This is a genomic window from Rhodococcus sp. BE178 (genome assembly GCF_050433545.1).
Lineage (GTDB): Bacteria > Actinomycetota > Actinomycetes > Mycobacteriales > Mycobacteriaceae > Prescottella.
Genome location: NZ_JBNPXA010000014.1, coordinates 131,351 through 148,191, shown reverse-complemented (window position 1 = coordinate 148,191; position 16,841 = coordinate 131,351). Strand labels below are relative to the sequence as shown.

Here is a 16,841-nt window from a genome sequence, read left to right as displayed (position 1 = left end):
GCCCGTTGGATCGCCACCCCTCATGAGGAGGAATCCATGAGCTTCCGTAAACCCTACGGCTACGAGTACTCGGAGAACGGTTGGCGGATGTGCGACCGCAACGAGTGCGACATCGTCCGCATCCCCAATCTGTTCCTGGTGGACACCGCGCCGCTGCGTAAGGGTGCACCGCTCACGATCCTCGGCGCGTGGCTGCGCTGGTACGACCAGAACGTCCGCGAGATCATCTCGCCCGTCTGGGGATGGTCGAACACCAACGACGTCGGAAACTCGAACCACCTGTCCGGCACCGCCGTTGACATCGACGCACCGCGCCTACCGATGGGCCCGTACACGATGCCCCGCGACCTGGTCGACAAGGTCAATCGCGGCCTCGCGCTCTTCGAAGGGTCGGTGTTCTGGGGACGCTCCTGGGACACCCCCGATGAGATGCATTTCCAGATGGCTTGGCGCGAAGGCGACCCCCGCAACGAGGCTTTCGCGGCCAAGCTCCGGTCCGGGCACCTCGGGATCTACGCGCCGGCACCAACCCCTACACCTACGCCAGGAGGCGGCATGAATATCGAGCAGGAGATCCGGAACCAGCTCACCGGCAGCGCGGAGCTCGGGAAGTACCCGGGCTGGCCGCAGCTCGGCGGCCGCACGGTCGTCGACGCGCTCGCGGTGATCGGCCAGAAGCTCGGCATCCCCGGATTCAAGGACGTGATGTGATGAACCCCAACCTGATCACCGATATCCTTCGCGCGAAGCTGGCCGACCAGCCCATCATCAAGCGCTACGCGAACACCGCAACCGCGGCCGTTGGCCTGGTCGTGGCACTGCTGTGGGCTGTCGTGTCCGCCGGCGTCGACGTGCCCGCGAACATCACGACCGGCGTGCTGGTGCTCGTCAGTTTCGGCACCGTCGTCGGGATCAAGTTCACCCCGAATGGTGTGACCGGCAAACAGATCGACGAGCTCGAGGAGTATGCCCGCAGGAACGTCCCTCGAGGAGAGTGATGCAGATCTTCACTCCGTCAGCATGGGAAGGGGCGAGCGTCGTGACCGTGGTCATCATGCTCGCCCTTCTTCATGGGCTGGCACTTGTGCGCGGCTGGATCGTCTGGGGCCCTGCGCATCGGGAGATCGTGCGACTCAAGGACGACGCGATCACCCATTCTCAAGGCCGCGAGCAGGCCGACCAGGACACCATTCGGACCCTGGCCGACACGATCGCCGAGCAGAAGGTTGCATCCCAACTGGCCGCCCACGCGAGCCAGTCGTTCCGCGACGCAGTAGGGCAGGCGCCATGAGGTGGCCATGGAGCAAGGACGTCGACGAGGCGCGGCAGCAGGCAGTCGAGGCGGCTGAGGGGCACGCCCACGCCGAGCGGAAGCTGCGCCAGGTCGAGATCGAATCCGAGGAAGCGAAGAAGGTGGCGAGAGTGCTGCGGAACGAGCTCGAGCGCAACGGCTATACAGAGCTGCTGCGCCAGGCATGGGGAGGTGCATCGTGACGCTAGCCGCAGATATCGCGCTCCTCGCGCTCGCGGGCATGGCCACCGTGTTCACGCTCCTCTATGTCATCCGATCGCCGTGGGAGAAGAGCGAACTCGGGCGGATCTACCTCGCTAAGTGCGCCGTCCTGTCGCTGGTTCTAATCCAGATCAGCGCTGCAACGTGGATCTCGATGGACTTCCCAGGACGGCAGCCGATCCGCCTGGTGATCTACGCACTCGGCGCCATCGTCTACGTCCCGATGCTGTGTGCGCTGTGGCGTGAACAGCAGCGCGACCGCCGGCGTAAGCGCAAGGAGGTGGCCGGCCATGAGTGAGGGCATCTTCGAGCTCGATGACCCATGGGTCGCCGACCTCTCGCAGTTCATGCTCGCCGCCCCGCTCTCGGATGGGACGTTCACGCGCATGTTCCCCGGGCAGGTCGAGCTGCTCGCGCAGGCAGTTCTGAACTGGATCAACGGCCGCGTCTACGACGGCGGCGAATGGGTCCCTCGCGCACAGATCGAATCAGTCCCCGACTTCGGGGACGTCGAGATGGTCACGCTCAGCGACGGCGAGGCCGTCAAGCTGCGACACCTGCCGACCGGGGTCGTCGCCCTCGGCGCCAACGCGCCTGAGGCATGGAAGTCGCTTCGACAGAAGGTTATGGAGGTGACAGGCGATGCCTGAAGACCCGATTGAACGCATCAATGTAGACCTCGAGGTGTACGGCATTCCGCAGACGCCGGGCCTACCTCCTATGACTGAGACGTATCTCCACGTGCGGCGCCGGCAGGATGGCGCGGCCGAGCGTGCGGTGATAGGACTCCCCGCCTACCACGGTGAGCAGGGAGAGCGTGGCGCGGCCGGCATGGTCCACCAGGGCACCCGCACCCTGGCGGAGCTCGAGGGCCTGGCTATGACCCTTGGCGAGAACGAACTGAACTTCACCTACCGTTGTACTGGAACCGACAACCTATGGGTATGGATCGGAACGACGTTCCGGGTGTACGAGAACGCGTTTGGCACCAAGGGAGATCGCGGCCCGGCCCCGGTAATGACCGGCGGAACAGTGACGGTCGACGGCGTGGTCCAGGAGGGCGCGCCGGGCGTCCGCATCCAGGGCGCCGATGGCGGCCCGTACTCGGTCGGCATTGACCTCCCGCCGCTACCGGTGGGGCCGCCAGGCCCGGTCGGCCCCGCGGGCCCGATCTACACGTCAATCGACGTGAGCCAGACGACGCCGCCGACGGATGCTCAGATCCTCGTGCACGACGCCGCATTAGGGAAGATGACGTGGCGTAACGCGATGCTGCCCGTCGAGGAATACGTTGTTGGAAGCAACTCGTTCGAGACTGTAACCAAGGGCGCTTCCGACACCCGGCATGTGCTCACCTCGGTCACGATCCCTCCGCGCCCCTACCGGTATCGCCCGGACATCGTCGGCGGTGTCGAAATCAAGCGGGTGACCGGCCAGCAGATCGACGTTGAAGTGCTCCTGGGCGACCCGGTGTCGGGCTCGTTCATCGGTCACGGGCGCGGCGATTCGCCGGACCTGGTCGGCGGATCGAGCTACGTCAACGTGGTCAGTTGGGCTGACCGATCCATGAACCCCGGCGAGACATGGGGGACGGTAGCCCCGAACACTGAGGCCACGATTCACATGATTGCCGTGAAGCGGGCCGGGAACATCGGCGGGTGGCAGGTGCGTCGAGACTTCGCGCAGCTGCGAATCCGGCTGATGCGGGTGGTGTAGATGGCGGAGTTACGCATTCTCCCGAAGCCGCTCGTGCGCCGCCCGGACACGATCGACAACCTCGAGTACCTCCGCGAGTTCGGGCGGACGTTCGAGGACACCCGGAAACGCACAAACGCGCTCGAGGGCATCATCGGGTACGGCTCGTTCATCATGTCTCAGAACCAGTGGCTCGGCGCTGACGCGGGCGGCCCGCACCGGATGCGGATGCAGTTTGACTTCAAGTACGGCGACAGCAAGGGGCTCACACCCGTCTCGCCGACCGGTCGAATCCAGTTCGACGAACCAGGACTGTGGAAGATCGACGCGCAGGCCCGGGCATGGCAGACGCCTACTGGTGGCGACAACCTCATCTGGCTCGACATCGAAGCCCGGCGGGCTAACGGTGAGCTCATCCGGAAGCAGTCGATCGACTACCCGGCCGGATCCAGCGGCAAGATCATTCGCGGCGGCATGACAGTTGAAATCCCCGACGAGATCGGCTGCTACGCCGAAGTCTGGTGCTACAGCGGCAAGTGGCGATGGTTCTACGGCGGCGCCGACTGGACCGAGTTCACGCTGCGGAAGCTGTCGAGCAACACCATGAGCCAAGCCCTGCCGAATCCCGGCGAGCCCGGCGGAAATCCGGAGTAGGAGCCACATGACTATCGAGTTCCAGCACATCACCGGCGCATGGATGATCACTGACTACGACTCGCCGGACGACGCCGATGCGCTGCCTGAACAGGTCTCACTGAAGGGTCGCGTCGTGTTCTGCGCGCGGTTCGATGCCGGCGACCGGTCCAAGGCGATCCATGTGCCTGACGCGGCGGGGAACTATCTGCTGTCGGTGCGCGAGATGATGTACCCGGTCGTTCATGGTCGACTGAAGGATCGGCAGGCACGGGACGGCGTCATGCTGCCCGCCGTCGTTGGTGGTGTTCCGATCGTGTGGACTGCGATTCCCGAGCTGGAAGAGGATCCAGGAGTTGGGATCAAGGGCGCGAAGGTACCCGCGAACACGATCACGTTCAGTCCGGCCGAGCCCGATGCCAACGGGGATCGCAAGCTGAACCTCGCCGATGTCGCAGACGCGTCCGTCGAGTATCCAGAACCGGTTGTTTCCCGTGTCGCGGAGCTCGTCCGAGAGGCCGTTGCTGCACGCGACGGTGCGGAGGCGGCAAAGGCTGCCGCTGAGGTGGCGCGGGATGGTTCGGTTGCCGCGAAGGATGATGCGGCCGGGTACGCCGGCGCCGCGCTGGCGAACTCACAGGCTGCCGCGGATTCCAAGGCTGCAGCGGAGGCGGCAAAGGCTGCCGCTGAGGTGGCGCGGGATGGTTCGGTTGCCGCGAAGGATGATGCCCAGACCGCTAAGGATGCAGCAGAGGCTGCGCGGGACGCTGCGCTGGCGCATCGGAATACCGCCGGCACTCACGCAACGAACGCCGGTAACTCGGCGACCGCAGCGGAGAAGGCCCGTGACGATTCAGTGGAGGCCGCCGGCATTGCGGTCGCGTCGGCGGAGTTCGCCGACACACGCGCAACTGCCGCCGACGCTTCAGCAGTTGCTGCTGCCGCATCGGCGGCTGAGGCTGCAGGGACTGTCCCCGAGGCCACACCGACGGTGTCCGGGAAGATCAAGCTTGCCGGCGACCTCGGCGGTACCGCGGAGGCTCCGGCGGTCCCCGCAGTGCAGTCGGCGACACCGAACGCGACAGCGGGCACGCTCGCGAAACGCGACAGTGCGGGCGCACTGTCGGTCGGCACACCGACGGCAGCCGGTCATGCGGTGACCAAGTCGTACACCGACACTGCGCTGGCGAAGAAGGCAAACCTCGACGCGAACGGCAAGATCCCGCAGGCGGACCTCCCGGCGATTGCGATGGTGGACTTCCTCGGCAACGTCGCCTCGCAGGCAGCGATGCTCGCTCTGGCCGGGCAGCGCGGAGACTGGTGCAACCGCACCGACCTCGGTACCGAGTGGCAGCTCATCGCCGAACCGTCGACGTCGCTGTCGTCGTGGATGCAGAAGGTCTATCCGGCGTCCGACGTGACCTCGGTGGCCGGCCGAAAGGGTGCGGTCACGCTCTCCTCGTCCGACATCTCGGACACGACAGCGACCGGCCGCGCGGTGATGAAGGCCGCGGATGCGGCGGCGGCCCGCACGGCTATCGGCGCGCTGGCTGAGGACGTGTTCAACAGCGTGATCGAGATGCTCGGCAAGAGGATGGTCGAGGATGGGGCCTGGAATCCAGCCAAGTACTACAACGGCGGCGAGGTCGTCACCTACAACCACGGCCGCTACTACTGCAACAACGGGCACGCCGCATCGGCGACGTTCCCAGCCGCCAACTTCGTGTGGCTCGGCCTGGCTGCCGTCGCCTCTGCGACCGATCCCGGCGGCGGCCGACTGTGGGTGAAGATCTGATGGCCGTCACCTATGTCGGATCAGCGACGGCTGGGGTCAACGGAATCTTCTGGGCGCAGCCCCTCCCATCCGGCATCCAGACCGGCGACTACATGGTGATGCTCGTACAGACCCGCGGCACCGCATCGACCACTGTCGGAACACCCACGGGCTGGACGCGGCTCGTCGACCAGCCACGCGGCACCGCTGGACGCATGCTCATCTTCTGCGCCCCACATGGTGTCGCCGAGCCGACGTTCACCTCGAACGCCTCTGGCACCCACCTCTCAGCGGTCCTCGCGTTTCGTGGCGTGAACCTCGCGAACCCAATCTTCGATCACGCCTACAACCAGGGGTCTCAGGCCGGGACCAGCAACCACCCGGTGCCCGGGTTGACGCATGCGCCCGAGGGTTCGATGATCATGCGCACTGCCGGGGCCACCGGAGCGACTGGGATCTCGTGGACATGGCCGGGCCCGGACGTCGAGCGGGTCGACTACGCGGGCGGGTTCGCGGCGACCATCACCGCCGCGACCCGGGAATGGCCCACGGCGGGCGCGGTCCCGTCCACGACGGCGAACATGTCGTCCTCGACGATCAGCTATGGCACCACCACCATCGCTCTCAACCCAGCAACCTCGCGCCTGCACCTCGGATCGACACCCGTCCCGCTCATGCTAGGCAACACTGAAGTGGAGGTGATGGGGCCGTGAGTCCTGTGATTGAAGACCTGATCGAACGCGTCCGGGCGATGTATGCGTCTACGCCATCTGGTTCTGGTCCTGCTACAGACATCAAGCTTGGCACTGTGAAGCTTGCCGGCGATCTTGGTGGCACTGCAGAGGATCCGACCGTTCCCGGGCTGGCCGAGAAGGCACCGCTCAATCACACCCACACGGTGGAGGTCGACGAGAGCGAGTACAGCCTCGACGCGCTAGGGTGGCGTGCCGTCAGCGCATATGAACGCTCGAAACGCTTGGTGCGCGCAGGGTTTGGTGAGCCTCGGGAAGGTGACGAGGAAGCCTATCCACTGCCATCCGACCAGTTCGGCGGGGACGTGTGGATCGATCTGAACACGATGAAGGTGTGGCAGAAGGGTGAGGACACCTAATGGGCTGGAATGAAGTGGCACAGCTGGTGCCGAAGGCGTCTCCGACCTTCACCGGAACGATGACTGCAGAGGATAAGGTACAGATCGGCCCAGACAGTGGGCCATTAGTAACCCTATCCGCCCGCACCAACGGATCGGGCAAGACTGAACTGATCGCACAGTTCGCTACCGGAAGCCCAATCGTCATCGCAACCCAGCCCTAGAATGGACTGAACGGCAGACATGACAATGGCCCCCAACCATTCGGGATTTCCGAATGGTTGGGGGCTTTTTGTCGTTTCAGGAACCGCCCAGCCGTGCGTTACGTCGAACTGGACATGGACCCAATCGAGGCTGCTGCGATCAGCGGCGAAGGCTACGACCCAGAGGACCCGGCCGTGCGCGAGGCGCTCGACTTCGTCACTTGGGAGCTGCAGCTAGCGCGCGGGTGCTGAAGCGCTAAACGCCCCGGCTTGTGGCCGGGGCGCTCTGGGTGGACTACTTCCCGTCGCGCTGCTCGGCGACCACCGATGCATAGAAGTCGTCGAACCACTTCGCGTCACGCGCGTCGTTGCAGTCGTAGGGCCGCGTCCGCTTGTTGGAACTCGACGATTGATCGAGCTGTGCCCGAAGTGCATCCACCCGGTCCGATGTGCTCGCACCTGGGTCAGAGAGTGTGCTAACCGCATCGCTGCTCTCATAGAAGCCCGGCGTGATAGATGCGAATGACTCGCAGGCTGTCGCGCGGAGCTCGTCTTCAGATGGGCCGTCATCCGAACTGGAGCACCCTCCGAGCACCAGCACGGCGGCGGCGGATAAAGCGATCGCAGCGATTGTCCGTTTCATGCTCGGCATTCAACCAGACCGGTCGGTTGCTGATTGTTTCGCTTCGCGGCGGCCCGCAACGCGTCACGTCCGCCAGCGGAGAGGATGATCCGCCGCGCCGTCGAGGCGGAGGTGCCAGCCGCGTGAGCGATTTCGTACCCGGACATGCCTGTGGTTGCGGCGAGGTGGCGCACTTTGGCGCGCTGCTCCGGGGTGACACTAGGGCGATGCGTCTGGCGCGCTGGCGCGTCATGCGTCAGGTCGAACAGCGCTGCGTCAGTTGCTGGCGCGCCATGCGCCACGGTGCGCCGCAGCTGGTCAGGCGAGATGACGCATGGCATGTCGACCGAGGTAGTCATGGACGCGTCATCGGTTGGCGCGTCGGCCGCGGCGTCGATTCCCTGCAGCGTCACTGCGTCAGTCGCGATCACCGCGACAGGATTCGGAACGGTGTCAGTCGATGCGTCATGGAGCGCCTCCTCGTTGGACGCGTCGACGGCGTGGGCATCCGTCGGCTCAGCCGCGTCGGTCGCGTCAGTGTCGCTCGCTGCTTCGCGCCGTAGCTGCACGGCGAGGTGCGGGGCGACGAGCAGGCAGAGCGGCGGGATGACTGCGACGGCCGCGCCAGCCCAGCCGGGAAGCGGGCCCGCCGGCAGGAGATGCGCCGCGGCGCCTGCGACGACCGACACCGTGGTGGACGCGCCGAGGAGGATCCACGCGTAGGTGCGATCCTCACACAGTCGCATCACCGCGGACGTTGCGACCACGGCCAGGCCGTCGACAGCGAGCGGCCACGCCCACGCCATCGCGGGCGAGTAGCCGGCGCGCACGGCGAGGTCGACCAGATTCGAGTACGAGAGCGCGAAGGCCAGTGCGGCAATCACGTAGGTGCCGACGACGTCGAGGCGGAAGCGGTTCACAGCGGAGCTCCTTCGCGGATCTGGTTGACGAGGGCGCGGATGTCATCCTCGAGGCCCCACAGGCTGCGGGCGTAGGCGTGGGCGGCGTTCTCGCGCTGCGGGTCGTGGAGCTCGGCGCTCAGTCGTGCGCGGGAGGTGGCGAGGAGCTGCTCGAGCTTGTCGTCGATGCTCATGCCGCCACCGCCGTCCAGGTCGTGGTGTGGGCGCCGTATGGGCGGTTGCGTTCGTCCTGGAGCGTTGTCCACACCTCTGAGCGCATGACGCCACGGTCGAGTAGCTCACCCGCCAGCAGACGCTCGGTATCCGACAGGCTGCCGAGCCGCTGCCCAACCCACGTGATCCCATCGACGACGACCGGCGAAAACCCGACCGTGGCCCGTTCGGGGGCCGCTCCCGGCCGCACCTGCTCAACCTCGATGCCATCGGTCGGGGCCGCAGCCCGAACCGCCTGCGCCACGGCATCGACCGCAGCGTCGACCGCAGCTGACGTCACCGCATCCTCGGAACGCTTCGACCGCAGCCACTCCGAGAACGCTGCACCCCAGCCCTTGCGTCGCTCGCCGGCCATCTCCGCACGGAACGCCTCGGCGGCGACCTCGACGTCAATGCCGACCTCAGCCGCCACCGACCGGTTCGCATTGTTCGGCGTCCACTCGGGATGCAGCGGCCGGGCAGTCGTCGTCTTCTCCCCGAACATCGACTTATCCACAGACTTCGCAGGACGGGCGGCCCCGCCGACCGAGGTCTTTTCGGAGGTGGTTACAGGGGTTTGGTTAGAGGGGTCTAGTTCGTGTCCCTTTCGAGGGGCCACCTGGGTCCCCAGAAAAGGACCCGCCGGGCCCCCGGAAAGGGACACGCTCTGACCTGCTGTGATGGCGTAGAGATTCGATCCCCGCACCGTGTGATCGGCGTCTTTCTTGTGGACCCAGTCCCGACCGTCTCGCTTCGACTTCCACCGCTCGGTGGAGGTGATGAGTCCGGCTTCGACGAGTTCGCGGGTGTACCGGTCGATGCTGGCAACCTTCGTCATGCCCAGGTATTCGGCCAGCCGCTCGCGCCCCACGTAGGTTTCGAGGGTCTCGTTATCCGCGTGCCGGCGGATTGCCGCGTACAGCTTGAACGCCTGCGGGGTCAGTCCGGCCTCGAGTACGGCCACGGGAACCTTCACGAACGGCTCGACGTTGGGGGCTGCGCACGGGGTAGCGGCGAGCTCTTCAGCGAGACGTAGGTCTCGCTTGATCTCGTTCTTGAGATAGGTATGCTTTGACACGTTCGACTCCTACATAGTCGGACCATGCCCCGGGACTGTTAGCGCAGTCGCCGGGGTCTCTCTTTGTTGTTGTAGCGCTGACTGTACACGCGTCGGTCCCGCACTGGTCCCGCAGTAGACCCAAAAGCGCTCCGAAAATGGCGAGAATGCCGAAGGTTACTAGCGCCATGAACTGCGAAAATAGGTTCGCGCAGGTAGCGATGGTGGTGGAATAAGATCCTCGACATCTTCGAGGGCACCCAGCAGATCCAGCAGCTCATCATCGCCCGACGACTGCTCGGCAAGAGCTCGGCCGAGCTCAAGTAGTCTGCGCGAGAACAACTCTCAACCGCAACGGTGCCCCCGCCGATCCCAGATCGGCGGGGGCACGGTTGCATTCACCGTGGACGGAAGAGGAACGCCGCCGCGCTGATGCTCAGCGCCGTCAGGATTGTCACCACGGCAGCGTCGAGAATCGTTCCGTAGACACGGAACGAGACGAGTCCGGGCAGCACCGACAGTGAGACGAAAAGCAGCGGAACCTTCAGTCGCCGTAGTCGGCGGCGCAGATTCGGACGGCGGCTGTCGCGGGCTGAGCTGTACAACGAATCAGGCATATCTCCCCTTGGCCTCCCCGCCGCAGGCTAACACGACGGTTCACCGCACAGGCTGATCCCCGCTGCCGAGTCGAGGAATCGGCGACGGCCCCCGCCGGCCCGTCAACGGCCGCGGAACACCTCGGCCAACTGCGCCACCGTCGGCACACCCGCGAGCCCGGACTCGATCCGGTACACCCGGCACGCCAGGTCCGCGACACTCTCCGCCGGGAACGGATCCACCCCGTCGACCAGGATCGTCGGAGAACCCGCGAACTGCGATGCCGCGGCCTCCGCGCTCGTGGCCAGCACTCGGTACTCGATCTCCACGTCCGCCCGGCCCACGCTGGCCAGCGCCGCCAGGACGCGCTCGCCCGCCTCCCGCGAGTTCGGGCACGCATCGACATACAGGATCTCGACCTTCACATACTCATTGTGACCCGTGTGCGCCGGATGTCCACGACCGAATCCGCGTACCGGCTCCGGAGCTGCACTCGGCATGTCATGATCCACCCGTTCCGATCCGGCGCTGGGGGCGCGTTACGGAATCGGTGGGGTACACGGCTGGGTAGACGCAAGACCCCGTCCGGGGTATGGGCGTCACGAGGAGGGGGAATCCGCATGACTGAAGGACAGATAACGAACATCGGCGCACGGGTCGCGCTGGCCGACGGGCGGTACGCGTGGGAGGTACCGGTGTCGGCGTTCTCCGACTTCGACGCACTCGTCACGGATGTGGCCAGCGAACTGTTCCCGGCAGCGACTCTCGCTGCCGCACATACGCACGGCGACCTGCCGACCGCAGGGACTGTCACCGCGACCCTGTCACCACACCTGGGCGGGGCCTCGGTACAGGTGCACTGCCGGCCGGGCACGAGCGCCGAATTCCGTACCAACGCAGCAGGGTTTGCCCTGCTGTTCGAGGCCGTCATCGCATCGGGCGAGGTGGTAAGGGCACCGATCGTCACCGAACCGGCTACGCCGCAATCCAGTTCGCCGACGGAGGAGCTTCCCGAGGTTGTCGAGACGTTCGGTGACCGGTGGGATCCCAGCAGCTCGCAGTCCCTCGAGGATCGGTTGACGATCATCGTCGCGGAGTCGATGGGTTACGCGCCGGAGGATCTGCCTGCGGAGATTCCGCTGGTCGAGCTGGGTCTGGACTCGCTGATGGCGGTGCGGATCAAGAACCGGGTCGAGTACGAGTTCGACATTCCGCAGTTGCAGCTGGCGGCCGTGAAGGACGCGAGCATGCAGGACGTCGCGAAGTACCTGCACTACGCGGTCGAGAACCGCGAGGAGGTCGCGGCCCTGGCCGCGCAGCAGCAGGCCGAGCGCGAGGCTGCCGCAACCGAGGGCGACACGACCGAAGCTGAAGCGCCGGAGGTTCCCGAGGCCGCGGTAATCGAGGCGCCTGCCGGGTCCGGCGATGTCGATGTGCCGCCGCGTGATGCGGCCGAGCGTCTGACGTTCGCGTCGTGGGCGGTGGTGACGGGCAAGTCGGCGAAGAGCATCTTCGCGACGTTGCCGATCCTGGACGACGAGTCTGCCGAGAAGTTGGCGGCCCGTCTGAGCGAGCGGTCCGGTGGCGAGATCACCGTCGACGACGTCCTCGACGCCGAGACCATCGAGCACTTGGCCGAGACGGTGCGTCAGCATCTCGAGGACGGTCTGAAGATCGACGGTCTGGTGCGCACGCTGCGTCCTCGCGCCGAGGGTTCGGATGCGGTGCCGGTGTTCGTGTTCCATCCGGCGGGTGGTTCGACGGTGGCGTACGAGCCGCTGCTCAAGCGTCTACCCGCGGACACCCCGATGTTCGGCCTGGAGCGGGTCGAGGGCCCGCTCGAGGAGCGCGCCAAGGTGTATGCGCCACTCCTCAGGCAGATGCAGGGCGACGGCCCGTACGTGCTGTACGGCTGGTCCTTCGGCGGAGCACTGGCGTATGCCGTGGCGAAACAGCTTCGACAGGATGGCGCCGACGTGCGGATCGTCGGACTGATCGACACCGTCATGCCCGGCGAGAAGGTCGAGAACACTCCCGACGAGATCCGGGCCCGCTGGCAGCGCTACGCCGCGTTCGCGAAGAAGACCTACAACCTCGACGCGCCGTTGCCCTACGACAAGCTGGCCGCCGCCGGCAGCGACGAGGAACAGATCGGGATCCTCATGGACCTGCTCAAGCTGAGCGGCACCACGATCCCCAGCGGCATCATCGAACACCAGCGCACGTCGTGGCTCGACAACCGGGCCGTTCCCAGCACCGACTTCGAAACCTACGACGGCGACGTGGTGCTCTACATGGCCAACACCTATCTCGACGACCAGATCGCACTCGAGCCCGCCTTCCGGACGCGGCGACCCGACGGCGGCTGGGGCGAGGCCGTGCAGAACCTCGAGATCGTCCACGTCGACTGCGACCACATCCAGATCGTCGACGAACCGTACATAACGAAGGTCGGTGCGGACCTGAGCAAGAAACTCGCGGCCATCGCGGGCACGCAGTCGCCCCGCCCTGAGCCGGCCGGCAGCAGATCGGCCGAGTCGGAGTAGCCACGCCCGGTTGGTGTTTCGATCCCCCGCCGCCTGGGCGGCGGGGGATTTCTGCCGTTCGGGCGGGAGTTACGACCCCTCGGTCCCGAACAGCGCGGACCCCATGTACGTGAAGCCCATGAAGGACTCCATCGAGCCCACCGAACCGGTCAGAAGATTGACGATCATGCGAGAGTTCCTTTCAGACAGACACAGTCGGGGTGATCACGGATCATCGGAACATACCGAGGGCACGAGCCGTGCGCAGTCGATCCGGCCCTACGCGCCGACGTACTCCCGTAGACACGACCCTGTTTCCGCCTGTTCGTTGTCGTCCCCGAAGACCCACGCCATGAACTCGGTCGCCCCGGCGTCGTGGAAGGCACGCAACCGATCGGAAACCTCACCGCGCGAACCGATCAGCGCGACGTCGGCCGGATCAGCGGCGCCCTCCTTGTCGAGCATCGCCCGGTACGACGGGGTGTTCGTGTAGGCGGCGAACTCCTCCCGGCACCGCTGCCGCGCCGCATCGACGTCGGCCGTCACGCAGATCGGCAGGCCCACCACGATCCGCGGCGCGGGTCGGCCCGCGGCGGCCGCGGCCACGCTGATGGTCGGCACGATGTGCTCGGCCACGGTGCGGATCCCGGTCATCAGCGTCACCGTCCCGTCGGCGTGTTCGCCGGCCAGTCGCAGCATCGCCGGGCCGAGCGCCGCGAGCAACACCGGCGGCGCCGGAGTGTCGAAAGTGTCCAGCGGGCGCGGCAACTCGGCCCGGAGCCGGACACCGTCGAACTGCGTCCGTTCCCCGCGCAGTGACGGGATCAGCGCCGCCAGATAGTCGCGTGCCCACTGCACCGGACGCTCGAAGCTCAAACCCCACACGTCCTCGACGATGAAGCGGTGCGAGACCCCGAGGCCGAGCTGCAGCCGCCCACCGACCGCGGCCTGCGTCGTCAGCGCCGACGCGGCCAGCAGCAGCGGATGCGTCGGATGCGTGGGCAGTACCGCGGTCCCCAACCGGATCGACGATGTCCGTTCCCCCGCCAGCGCCAGGACGGTCAGCGCATCCCACCCGAAGATCTGCGGCACCCACGCCGCCGCCAGCCCGTCGGCCTCCACCCGCGCCACCCGCTCGACCACCTCGTCGAGCCGCACCGATGGCCACACCATCCGACCGATTTCCATCACCGATCACCTCGCCTTCCGACGCCGGGTCCGCAGCTGCAGTGTCCCAGCTCGAGGTCCGATCAGGAGTGGTTCCGGCACAACGAAAGCGCGGACCCCGCCGCCCGACGGCGACGGGGTCCGCGCTTTTCACTCACCGCTCCAGCAGGTTGCTCCGTCCGGCCACCACCGGAATCCACAGCACCGCCAGCACCGCCATCGCTGCCCACTCGACGAGCAGGCCGTAGCCGAGGCTGCCGGTGTGGGCGTCGCGGACGCTGTGCTGCGACCAGTACATCAACACCCCCAGGGCGGTCCCGACCGTCACGCCGGCCATCGCGACCCACGCGAAGACCCAGCGACGGGTCCACGCCGCCAGCGCGGACACCCCGATCCCGAACACCACCACGAACCAGGTGAACAGCCGAGCCAGCGCCGCGACCTCGTCATGCCCGCCGGCGAGCACGTTCCACGCCCGCAATCCGTCGACCTGCGGCGCGGCGAGCGCAATCAGCAGGATCATCACGGCGGCCGCGATGAACGGTCCGCGCCCGCGCGGATCGACCTCGCGCGCGACCCGCGCCTCGATCATGGACAACTCACGCCGCAGCAGCGACAGATCCTCGCTCATTCGGTCACGCCGGTCGATGCTCGTCTGCGTTGAAACACGCCGACGACGATATCGACGGCCACGAATCCGATCAGGCTCAGCCCCAGCAGCGGCACGAACCATCCGACGAGTACGGTGCACGCCACCAGCGCGGCCGCGGCGGCCGGATGCAGGCCGCGGACGGCGCCACGGGTCGGCGGCCGACCCCACCGCTGCGCACCTCGCGTCGGTCGGCGCCGCCACCACATCGTGTACCCGAGCACGATCATCACGAGCAGCGCCGCCGCCAACGCCACCAGCACGATCTGATTCAGCAGCCCGAACAGGATGCCCATGTGCACCCCGATGCCCCAGAAGGTGAGCTTCGCGGCCAAGGGCCAGTCGGCGAACCGGGAGGTGTCGGTGATCTGGCCGGTGGCACCGTCGACGGCCACCACGTCGGTGGCGAACTGCCACGGCTGCCGCGTCTGCGCGACGGTGAACGCGGTGTCCGGCGCGGACGGGATGGACGCCTCCACCGCGCCCGTCACGCCCGCGCCCGCGGCGACCGCGAGCACGTCGTCGAGCCGTCCGACGTTGTTGTCCAGCATGCCGGTCCCCGCAGCGGGAGCCTCGTGCCCGCCATGGCCGTCGTGCCCACCTGCCGGCGCAGTGTCGGTGGCGCCCAGCTTCTTCGACACCGACGGAGTGGTCCAGCCGAGCGAGGTGCGCAGGTCGGTGACGTGCTCACCGGCGTACTTCGACCAGGTCAGACCGGTCGCGGACAGGAACACCAGGCCCACCGCGATCCACAACCCGATCGCGCCGTGCCAGCCGAGTGCGCGATTGCGGCCGCGTGCACCGTGTTTCACCGTCCACAGCCGGGGTGTGGCCGCGCCGGCTCGCGCCCGCACCGTCCGGTACCGCCGCACCCACAGGTAGACCCCGCCGAGGGCGATCACCCACAGCCACGACGCCGCCAGTTCGCTGTAGATGCGACCCGGCTCACCGAGGTGCAGGTTCCGGTGCAGCTGCGAGATCCACGTCCGCATCGGCAGGGCGCTACTGCTGCCGTAGACGACGAGTTCGCCGACCGGCCGCGCGGTGACCGGATCGACGAAGACCGCCAGCCGCTCCGACTCGCCCAGCGTGGGATCGGTGAACAACACCCGGGTGGTGTCCCCTGACTCGACGGCCGGGCGGACCGCCGACACCGCCAGATCGGGCCGCTGCGCCCGGGCCGCCTCGACTTGGTCGCTGACCGGTGCGGCCGGTCCGGTCGTCTCGACGTGCAGGTAGTCGCGGTAGACGAACTGCTCGAGAGTGGGAGCGACGGCGTACAGACCACCGCTGACGGCGGCGACGATCAGGAACGGCGCCACCAGGATGCCGGCGTAGAAGTGCAGCCGCAGGACCAGCCGGCGCAGCGCACCCGGCGGCGACGAGTCCTTCGAGTCGGACTCGGCGGACGGATCGTTCGGAAGATGCGCAGGGGTGATCCCCACGCTCTCGGGAGCATTCATCACAAAGGCTCTTTCCCTGAAGAGGTTTCGGTTCGGCGCACGCGGACCACGCGGTTCACGCGGGTCTCCGGAGGTGGCGCCGAGAAAGACACGCCGAGCACGCCCGGCACGAGAGGTGACCGGGCGTGGACAGCGGTGAAGGTGAGAGCCGACGCGGGCACGCGAGGGTGCGCGCGGCGGCTACCGGGAAAGAGCCGGAGGTCCCCGTGTGCCGCCGGCCGACCGGGTGATCCAACCGATCGTGGGGTCGAGACGACGGACGACGGTGGGCGTCCACCGTCGGACGTCCGGGACGGGCGGCGCCGACAGCACCGCGACGACGATGCGCAGCACCGACGTGATCACGCCCAGCAGCGCGCGCTCGGCGGCCCGGATCAGCATCGCGCCGACCACCGTGGCCGCCGCGTGCGCGGCGAGCATCTGCGGCGTCAGGTGCAGACCGTGACCGTGGTCGGATGCCAGAGTGAGCGTGAGGTGCCCGATGCCCTGACCGGCCGCGAGCACAGCACCGAGGAACAGCAACGGATGCCCCACGGTTCGTGCCGACGCGGTGATCGCACCCACCACGGCGCTGCCGGCCAGGAGTAGCACCACTGCCTGCTCACTGGGGACGGCGACCCCGCCGCCGAGTCCGTGCGCGGCGATACTGACCGCGCCGGACGCCGATCCGACGAACATGCCGCGCGTGCGCGCGACAGCATCGGTCCGGGAATTCACCCCGAGAGATTAGCGCCTACTACA

22 protein-coding genes and 1 pseudogene are annotated in these 16,841 nt (G+C 67.1%); 13 read left to right on the top strand and 10 right to left on the bottom strand.

The window, feature by feature from the left end:
* The first annotated feature begins 36 nt into the window (after positions 1-36).
* From J2X34_RS22020 to J2X34_RS21965, 12 genes are all read left to right on the top strand, one after another.
* The gene (locus tag J2X34_RS22020; protein ID WP_429519783.1) at positions 37-711 is read left to right on the top strand and encodes a M15 family metallopeptidase; all 675 of its coding nucleotides are present in this window, start codon (positions 37-39) and stop codon (positions 709-711) included.
* A complete protein-coding gene (locus tag J2X34_RS22015; RefSeq protein ID WP_429519782.1) occupies positions 711-998 on the top strand; it encodes a hypothetical protein in 288 nt (95 codons plus the stop codon). The genes J2X34_RS22020 and J2X34_RS22015 overlap by 1 nt, the downstream gene beginning before the upstream one ends.
* Positions 998-1,291, top strand: coding sequence for a hypothetical protein (locus J2X34_RS22010; RefSeq protein ID WP_429519781.1), 294 nt, complete (start codon positions 998-1,000; stop codon positions 1,289-1,291). Before J2X34_RS22015 ends, J2X34_RS22010 begins: the two co-directional genes overlap by 1 nt.
* On the top strand, positions 1,288-1,494 hold the full coding sequence (locus J2X34_RS22005; protein WP_429519780.1) for a DUF7620 family protein: 207 nt from the start codon (positions 1,288-1,290) through the stop codon (positions 1,492-1,494). Before J2X34_RS22010 ends, J2X34_RS22005 begins: the two co-directional genes overlap by 4 nt.
* Positions 1,491-1,811 carry a putative phage holin gene (locus J2X34_RS22000; RefSeq protein ID WP_429519779.1) on the top strand — a complete coding sequence of 107 codons (321 nt, stop codon included), beginning with the start codon at positions 1,491-1,493 and terminating at the stop codon, positions 1,809-1,811. The genes J2X34_RS22005 and J2X34_RS22000 overlap by 4 nt, the downstream gene beginning before the upstream one ends.
* Positions 1,804-2,163 carry a hypothetical protein gene (locus tag J2X34_RS21995; RefSeq protein ID WP_429519778.1) on the top strand — a complete coding sequence of 120 codons (360 nt, stop codon included), beginning with the start codon at positions 1,804-1,806 and terminating at the stop codon, positions 2,161-2,163. The genes J2X34_RS22000 and J2X34_RS21995 overlap by 8 nt, the downstream gene beginning before the upstream one ends.
* Complete coding sequence (locus J2X34_RS21990) at positions 2,156-3,229, top strand: hypothetical protein (protein WP_429519777.1); 1,074 nt, start codon at positions 2,156-2,158, stop codon at positions 3,227-3,229. The genes J2X34_RS21995 and J2X34_RS21990 overlap by 8 nt, the downstream gene beginning before the upstream one ends.
* Positions 3,230-3,862 carry a hypothetical protein gene (locus tag J2X34_RS21985; RefSeq protein WP_429519776.1) on the top strand — a complete coding sequence of 211 codons (633 nt, stop codon included), beginning with the start codon at positions 3,230-3,232 and terminating at the stop codon, positions 3,860-3,862.
* A 7-nt stretch (positions 3,863-3,869) separates the two neighbouring features.
* Positions 3,870-5,636 carry a hypothetical protein gene (locus J2X34_RS21980; RefSeq protein ID WP_429519775.1) on the top strand — a complete coding sequence of 589 codons (1,767 nt, stop codon included), beginning with the start codon at positions 3,870-3,872 and terminating at the stop codon, positions 5,634-5,636.
* Entirely contained in the window at positions 5,621-6,328 is a 708-nt protein-coding gene (locus J2X34_RS21975) for a hypothetical protein (RefSeq protein ID WP_429519774.1), read from the top strand. The genes J2X34_RS21980 and J2X34_RS21975 overlap by 16 nt, the downstream gene beginning before the upstream one ends.
* A complete protein-coding gene (locus J2X34_RS21970; RefSeq protein ID WP_429519773.1) occupies positions 6,325-6,726 on the top strand; it encodes a hypothetical protein in 402 nt (133 codons plus the stop codon). Before J2X34_RS21975 ends, J2X34_RS21970 begins: the two co-directional genes overlap by 4 nt.
* Before the next feature lie 296 nt (positions 6,727-7,022).
* Entirely contained in the window at positions 7,023-7,160 is a 138-nt protein-coding gene (locus tag J2X34_RS21965) for a hypothetical protein (protein WP_429519772.1), read from the top strand.
* A 43-nt stretch (positions 7,161-7,203) separates the two neighbouring features.
* On the opposite strand, the gene J2X34_RS21960 is transcribed toward J2X34_RS21965, so the two are convergent.
* From J2X34_RS21960 to J2X34_RS21935, 6 genes are all read right to left on the bottom strand, one after another.
* Positions 7,204-7,551: a hypothetical protein gene (locus J2X34_RS21960; RefSeq protein ID WP_429519771.1), complete on the bottom strand. Its 348-nt coding sequence runs from the start codon at positions 7,549-7,551 to the stop codon at positions 7,204-7,206.
* Positions 7,548-8,450: a DUF2637 domain-containing protein gene (locus tag J2X34_RS21955; protein ID WP_429519770.1), complete on the bottom strand. Its 903-nt coding sequence runs from the start codon at positions 8,448-8,450 to the stop codon at positions 7,548-7,550. Before J2X34_RS21955 ends, J2X34_RS21960 begins: the two co-directional genes overlap by 4 nt.
* Entirely contained in the window at positions 8,447-8,623 is a 177-nt protein-coding gene (locus J2X34_RS21950; protein ID WP_429519769.1) for a hypothetical protein, read from the bottom strand. The genes J2X34_RS21955 and J2X34_RS21950 overlap by 4 nt, the downstream gene beginning before the upstream one ends.
* Positions 8,620-9,606 (bottom strand): helix-turn-helix domain-containing protein, encoded by a 987-nt coding sequence (locus J2X34_RS21945; protein ID WP_429519768.1) that lies wholly within the window; start codon positions 9,604-9,606, stop codon positions 8,620-8,622. The genes J2X34_RS21950 and J2X34_RS21945 overlap by 4 nt, the downstream gene beginning before the upstream one ends.
* A gap of 491 nt (positions 9,607-10,097) precedes the next feature.
* Entirely contained in the window at positions 10,098-10,316 is a 219-nt protein-coding gene (locus J2X34_RS21940; protein WP_114722597.1) for a hypothetical protein, read from the bottom strand.
* Between the two features lie 102 nt (positions 10,317-10,418).
* Positions 10,419-10,721 carry an alkylmercury lyase gene (locus tag J2X34_RS21935; protein WP_429519767.1) on the bottom strand — a complete coding sequence of 101 codons (303 nt, stop codon included), beginning with the start codon at positions 10,719-10,721 and terminating at the stop codon, positions 10,419-10,421.
* A 222-nt stretch (positions 10,722-10,943) separates the two neighbouring features.
* Between J2X34_RS21935 and J2X34_RS21930 the strand changes: the two are divergent.
* A pseudogene (locus J2X34_RS21930) lies at positions 10,944-12,842 on the top strand (thioesterase domain-containing protein); the annotation flags it as partial.
* Between the two features lie 258 nt (positions 12,843-13,100).
* Here the strand turns inward: J2X34_RS21930 and J2X34_RS21925 are convergent.
* From J2X34_RS21925 to J2X34_RS21910, 4 genes are all read right to left on the bottom strand, one after another.
* Positions 13,101-14,009 carry a TIGR03564 family F420-dependent LLM class oxidoreductase gene (locus tag J2X34_RS21925; RefSeq protein ID WP_429519766.1) on the bottom strand — a complete coding sequence of 303 codons (909 nt, stop codon included), beginning with the start codon at positions 14,007-14,009 and terminating at the stop codon, positions 13,101-13,103.
* 133 nt (positions 14,010-14,142) lie between these two features.
* Positions 14,143-14,619, bottom strand: coding sequence for an Rv2732c family membrane protein (locus J2X34_RS21920; protein WP_114721997.1), 477 nt, complete (start codon positions 14,617-14,619; stop codon positions 14,143-14,145).
* Entirely contained in the window at positions 14,616-16,100 is a 1,485-nt protein-coding gene (locus J2X34_RS21915; protein ID WP_114721996.1) for a PepSY-associated TM helix domain-containing protein, read from the bottom strand. The genes J2X34_RS21920 and J2X34_RS21915 overlap by 4 nt, the downstream gene beginning before the upstream one ends.
* A gap of 180 nt (positions 16,101-16,280) precedes the next feature.
* Positions 16,281-16,817, bottom strand: coding sequence for a hypothetical protein (locus tag J2X34_RS21910; protein WP_114721995.1), 537 nt, complete (start codon positions 16,815-16,817; stop codon positions 16,281-16,283).
* Positions 16,818-16,841 lie beyond the last annotated feature (24 nt).

Coding starts and splice junctions, on each gene's coding strand:
- J2X34_RS21985 (WP_429519776.1), top strand. CDS start 3,230: ATGGCGGAGTTACGCATTCTCCCGAAGCCGCTCGTGCGCCGCCCGGAC.
- J2X34_RS21960 (WP_429519771.1), bottom strand. CDS start 7,551: ATGAAACGGACAATCGCTGCGATCGCTTTATCCGCCGCCGCCGTGCTG.
- J2X34_RS21990 (WP_429519777.1), top strand. CDS start 2,156: ATGCCTGAAGACCCGATTGAACGCATCAATGTAGACCTCGAGGTGTAC.
- J2X34_RS21980 (WP_429519775.1), top strand. CDS start 3,870: ATGACTATCGAGTTCCAGCACATCACCGGCGCATGGATGATCACTGAC.
- J2X34_RS22005 (WP_429519780.1), top strand. CDS start 1,288: ATGAGGTGGCCATGGAGCAAGGACGTCGACGAGGCGCGGCAGCAGGCA.
- J2X34_RS21995 (WP_429519778.1), top strand. CDS start 1,804: ATGAGTGAGGGCATCTTCGAGCTCGATGACCCATGGGTCGCCGACCTC.
- J2X34_RS22020 (WP_429519783.1), top strand. CDS start 37: ATGAGCTTCCGTAAACCCTACGGCTACGAGTACTCGGAGAACGGTTGG.
- J2X34_RS21925 (WP_429519766.1), bottom strand. CDS start 14,009: ATGGAAATCGGTCGGATGGTGTGGCCATCGGTGCGGCTCGACGAGGTG.
- J2X34_RS22010 (WP_429519781.1), top strand. CDS start 998: ATGCAGATCTTCACTCCGTCAGCATGGGAAGGGGCGAGCGTCGTGACC.
- J2X34_RS21920 (WP_114721997.1), bottom strand. CDS start 14,619: ATGAGCGAGGATCTGTCGCTGCTGCGGCGTGAGTTGTCCATGATCGAG.
- J2X34_RS22015 (WP_429519782.1), top strand. CDS start 711: ATGAACCCCAACCTGATCACCGATATCCTTCGCGCGAAGCTGGCCGAC.
- J2X34_RS21950 (WP_429519769.1), bottom strand. CDS start 8,623: ATGAGCATCGACGACAAGCTCGAGCAGCTCCTCGCCACCTCCCGCGCA.
- J2X34_RS21940 (WP_114722597.1), bottom strand. CDS start 10,316: ATGCCTGATTCGTTGTACAGCTCAGCCCGCGACAGCCGCCGTCCGAAT.
- J2X34_RS21915 (WP_114721996.1), bottom strand. CDS start 16,100: ATGAATGCTCCCGAGAGCGTGGGGATCACCCCTGCGCATCTTCCGAAC.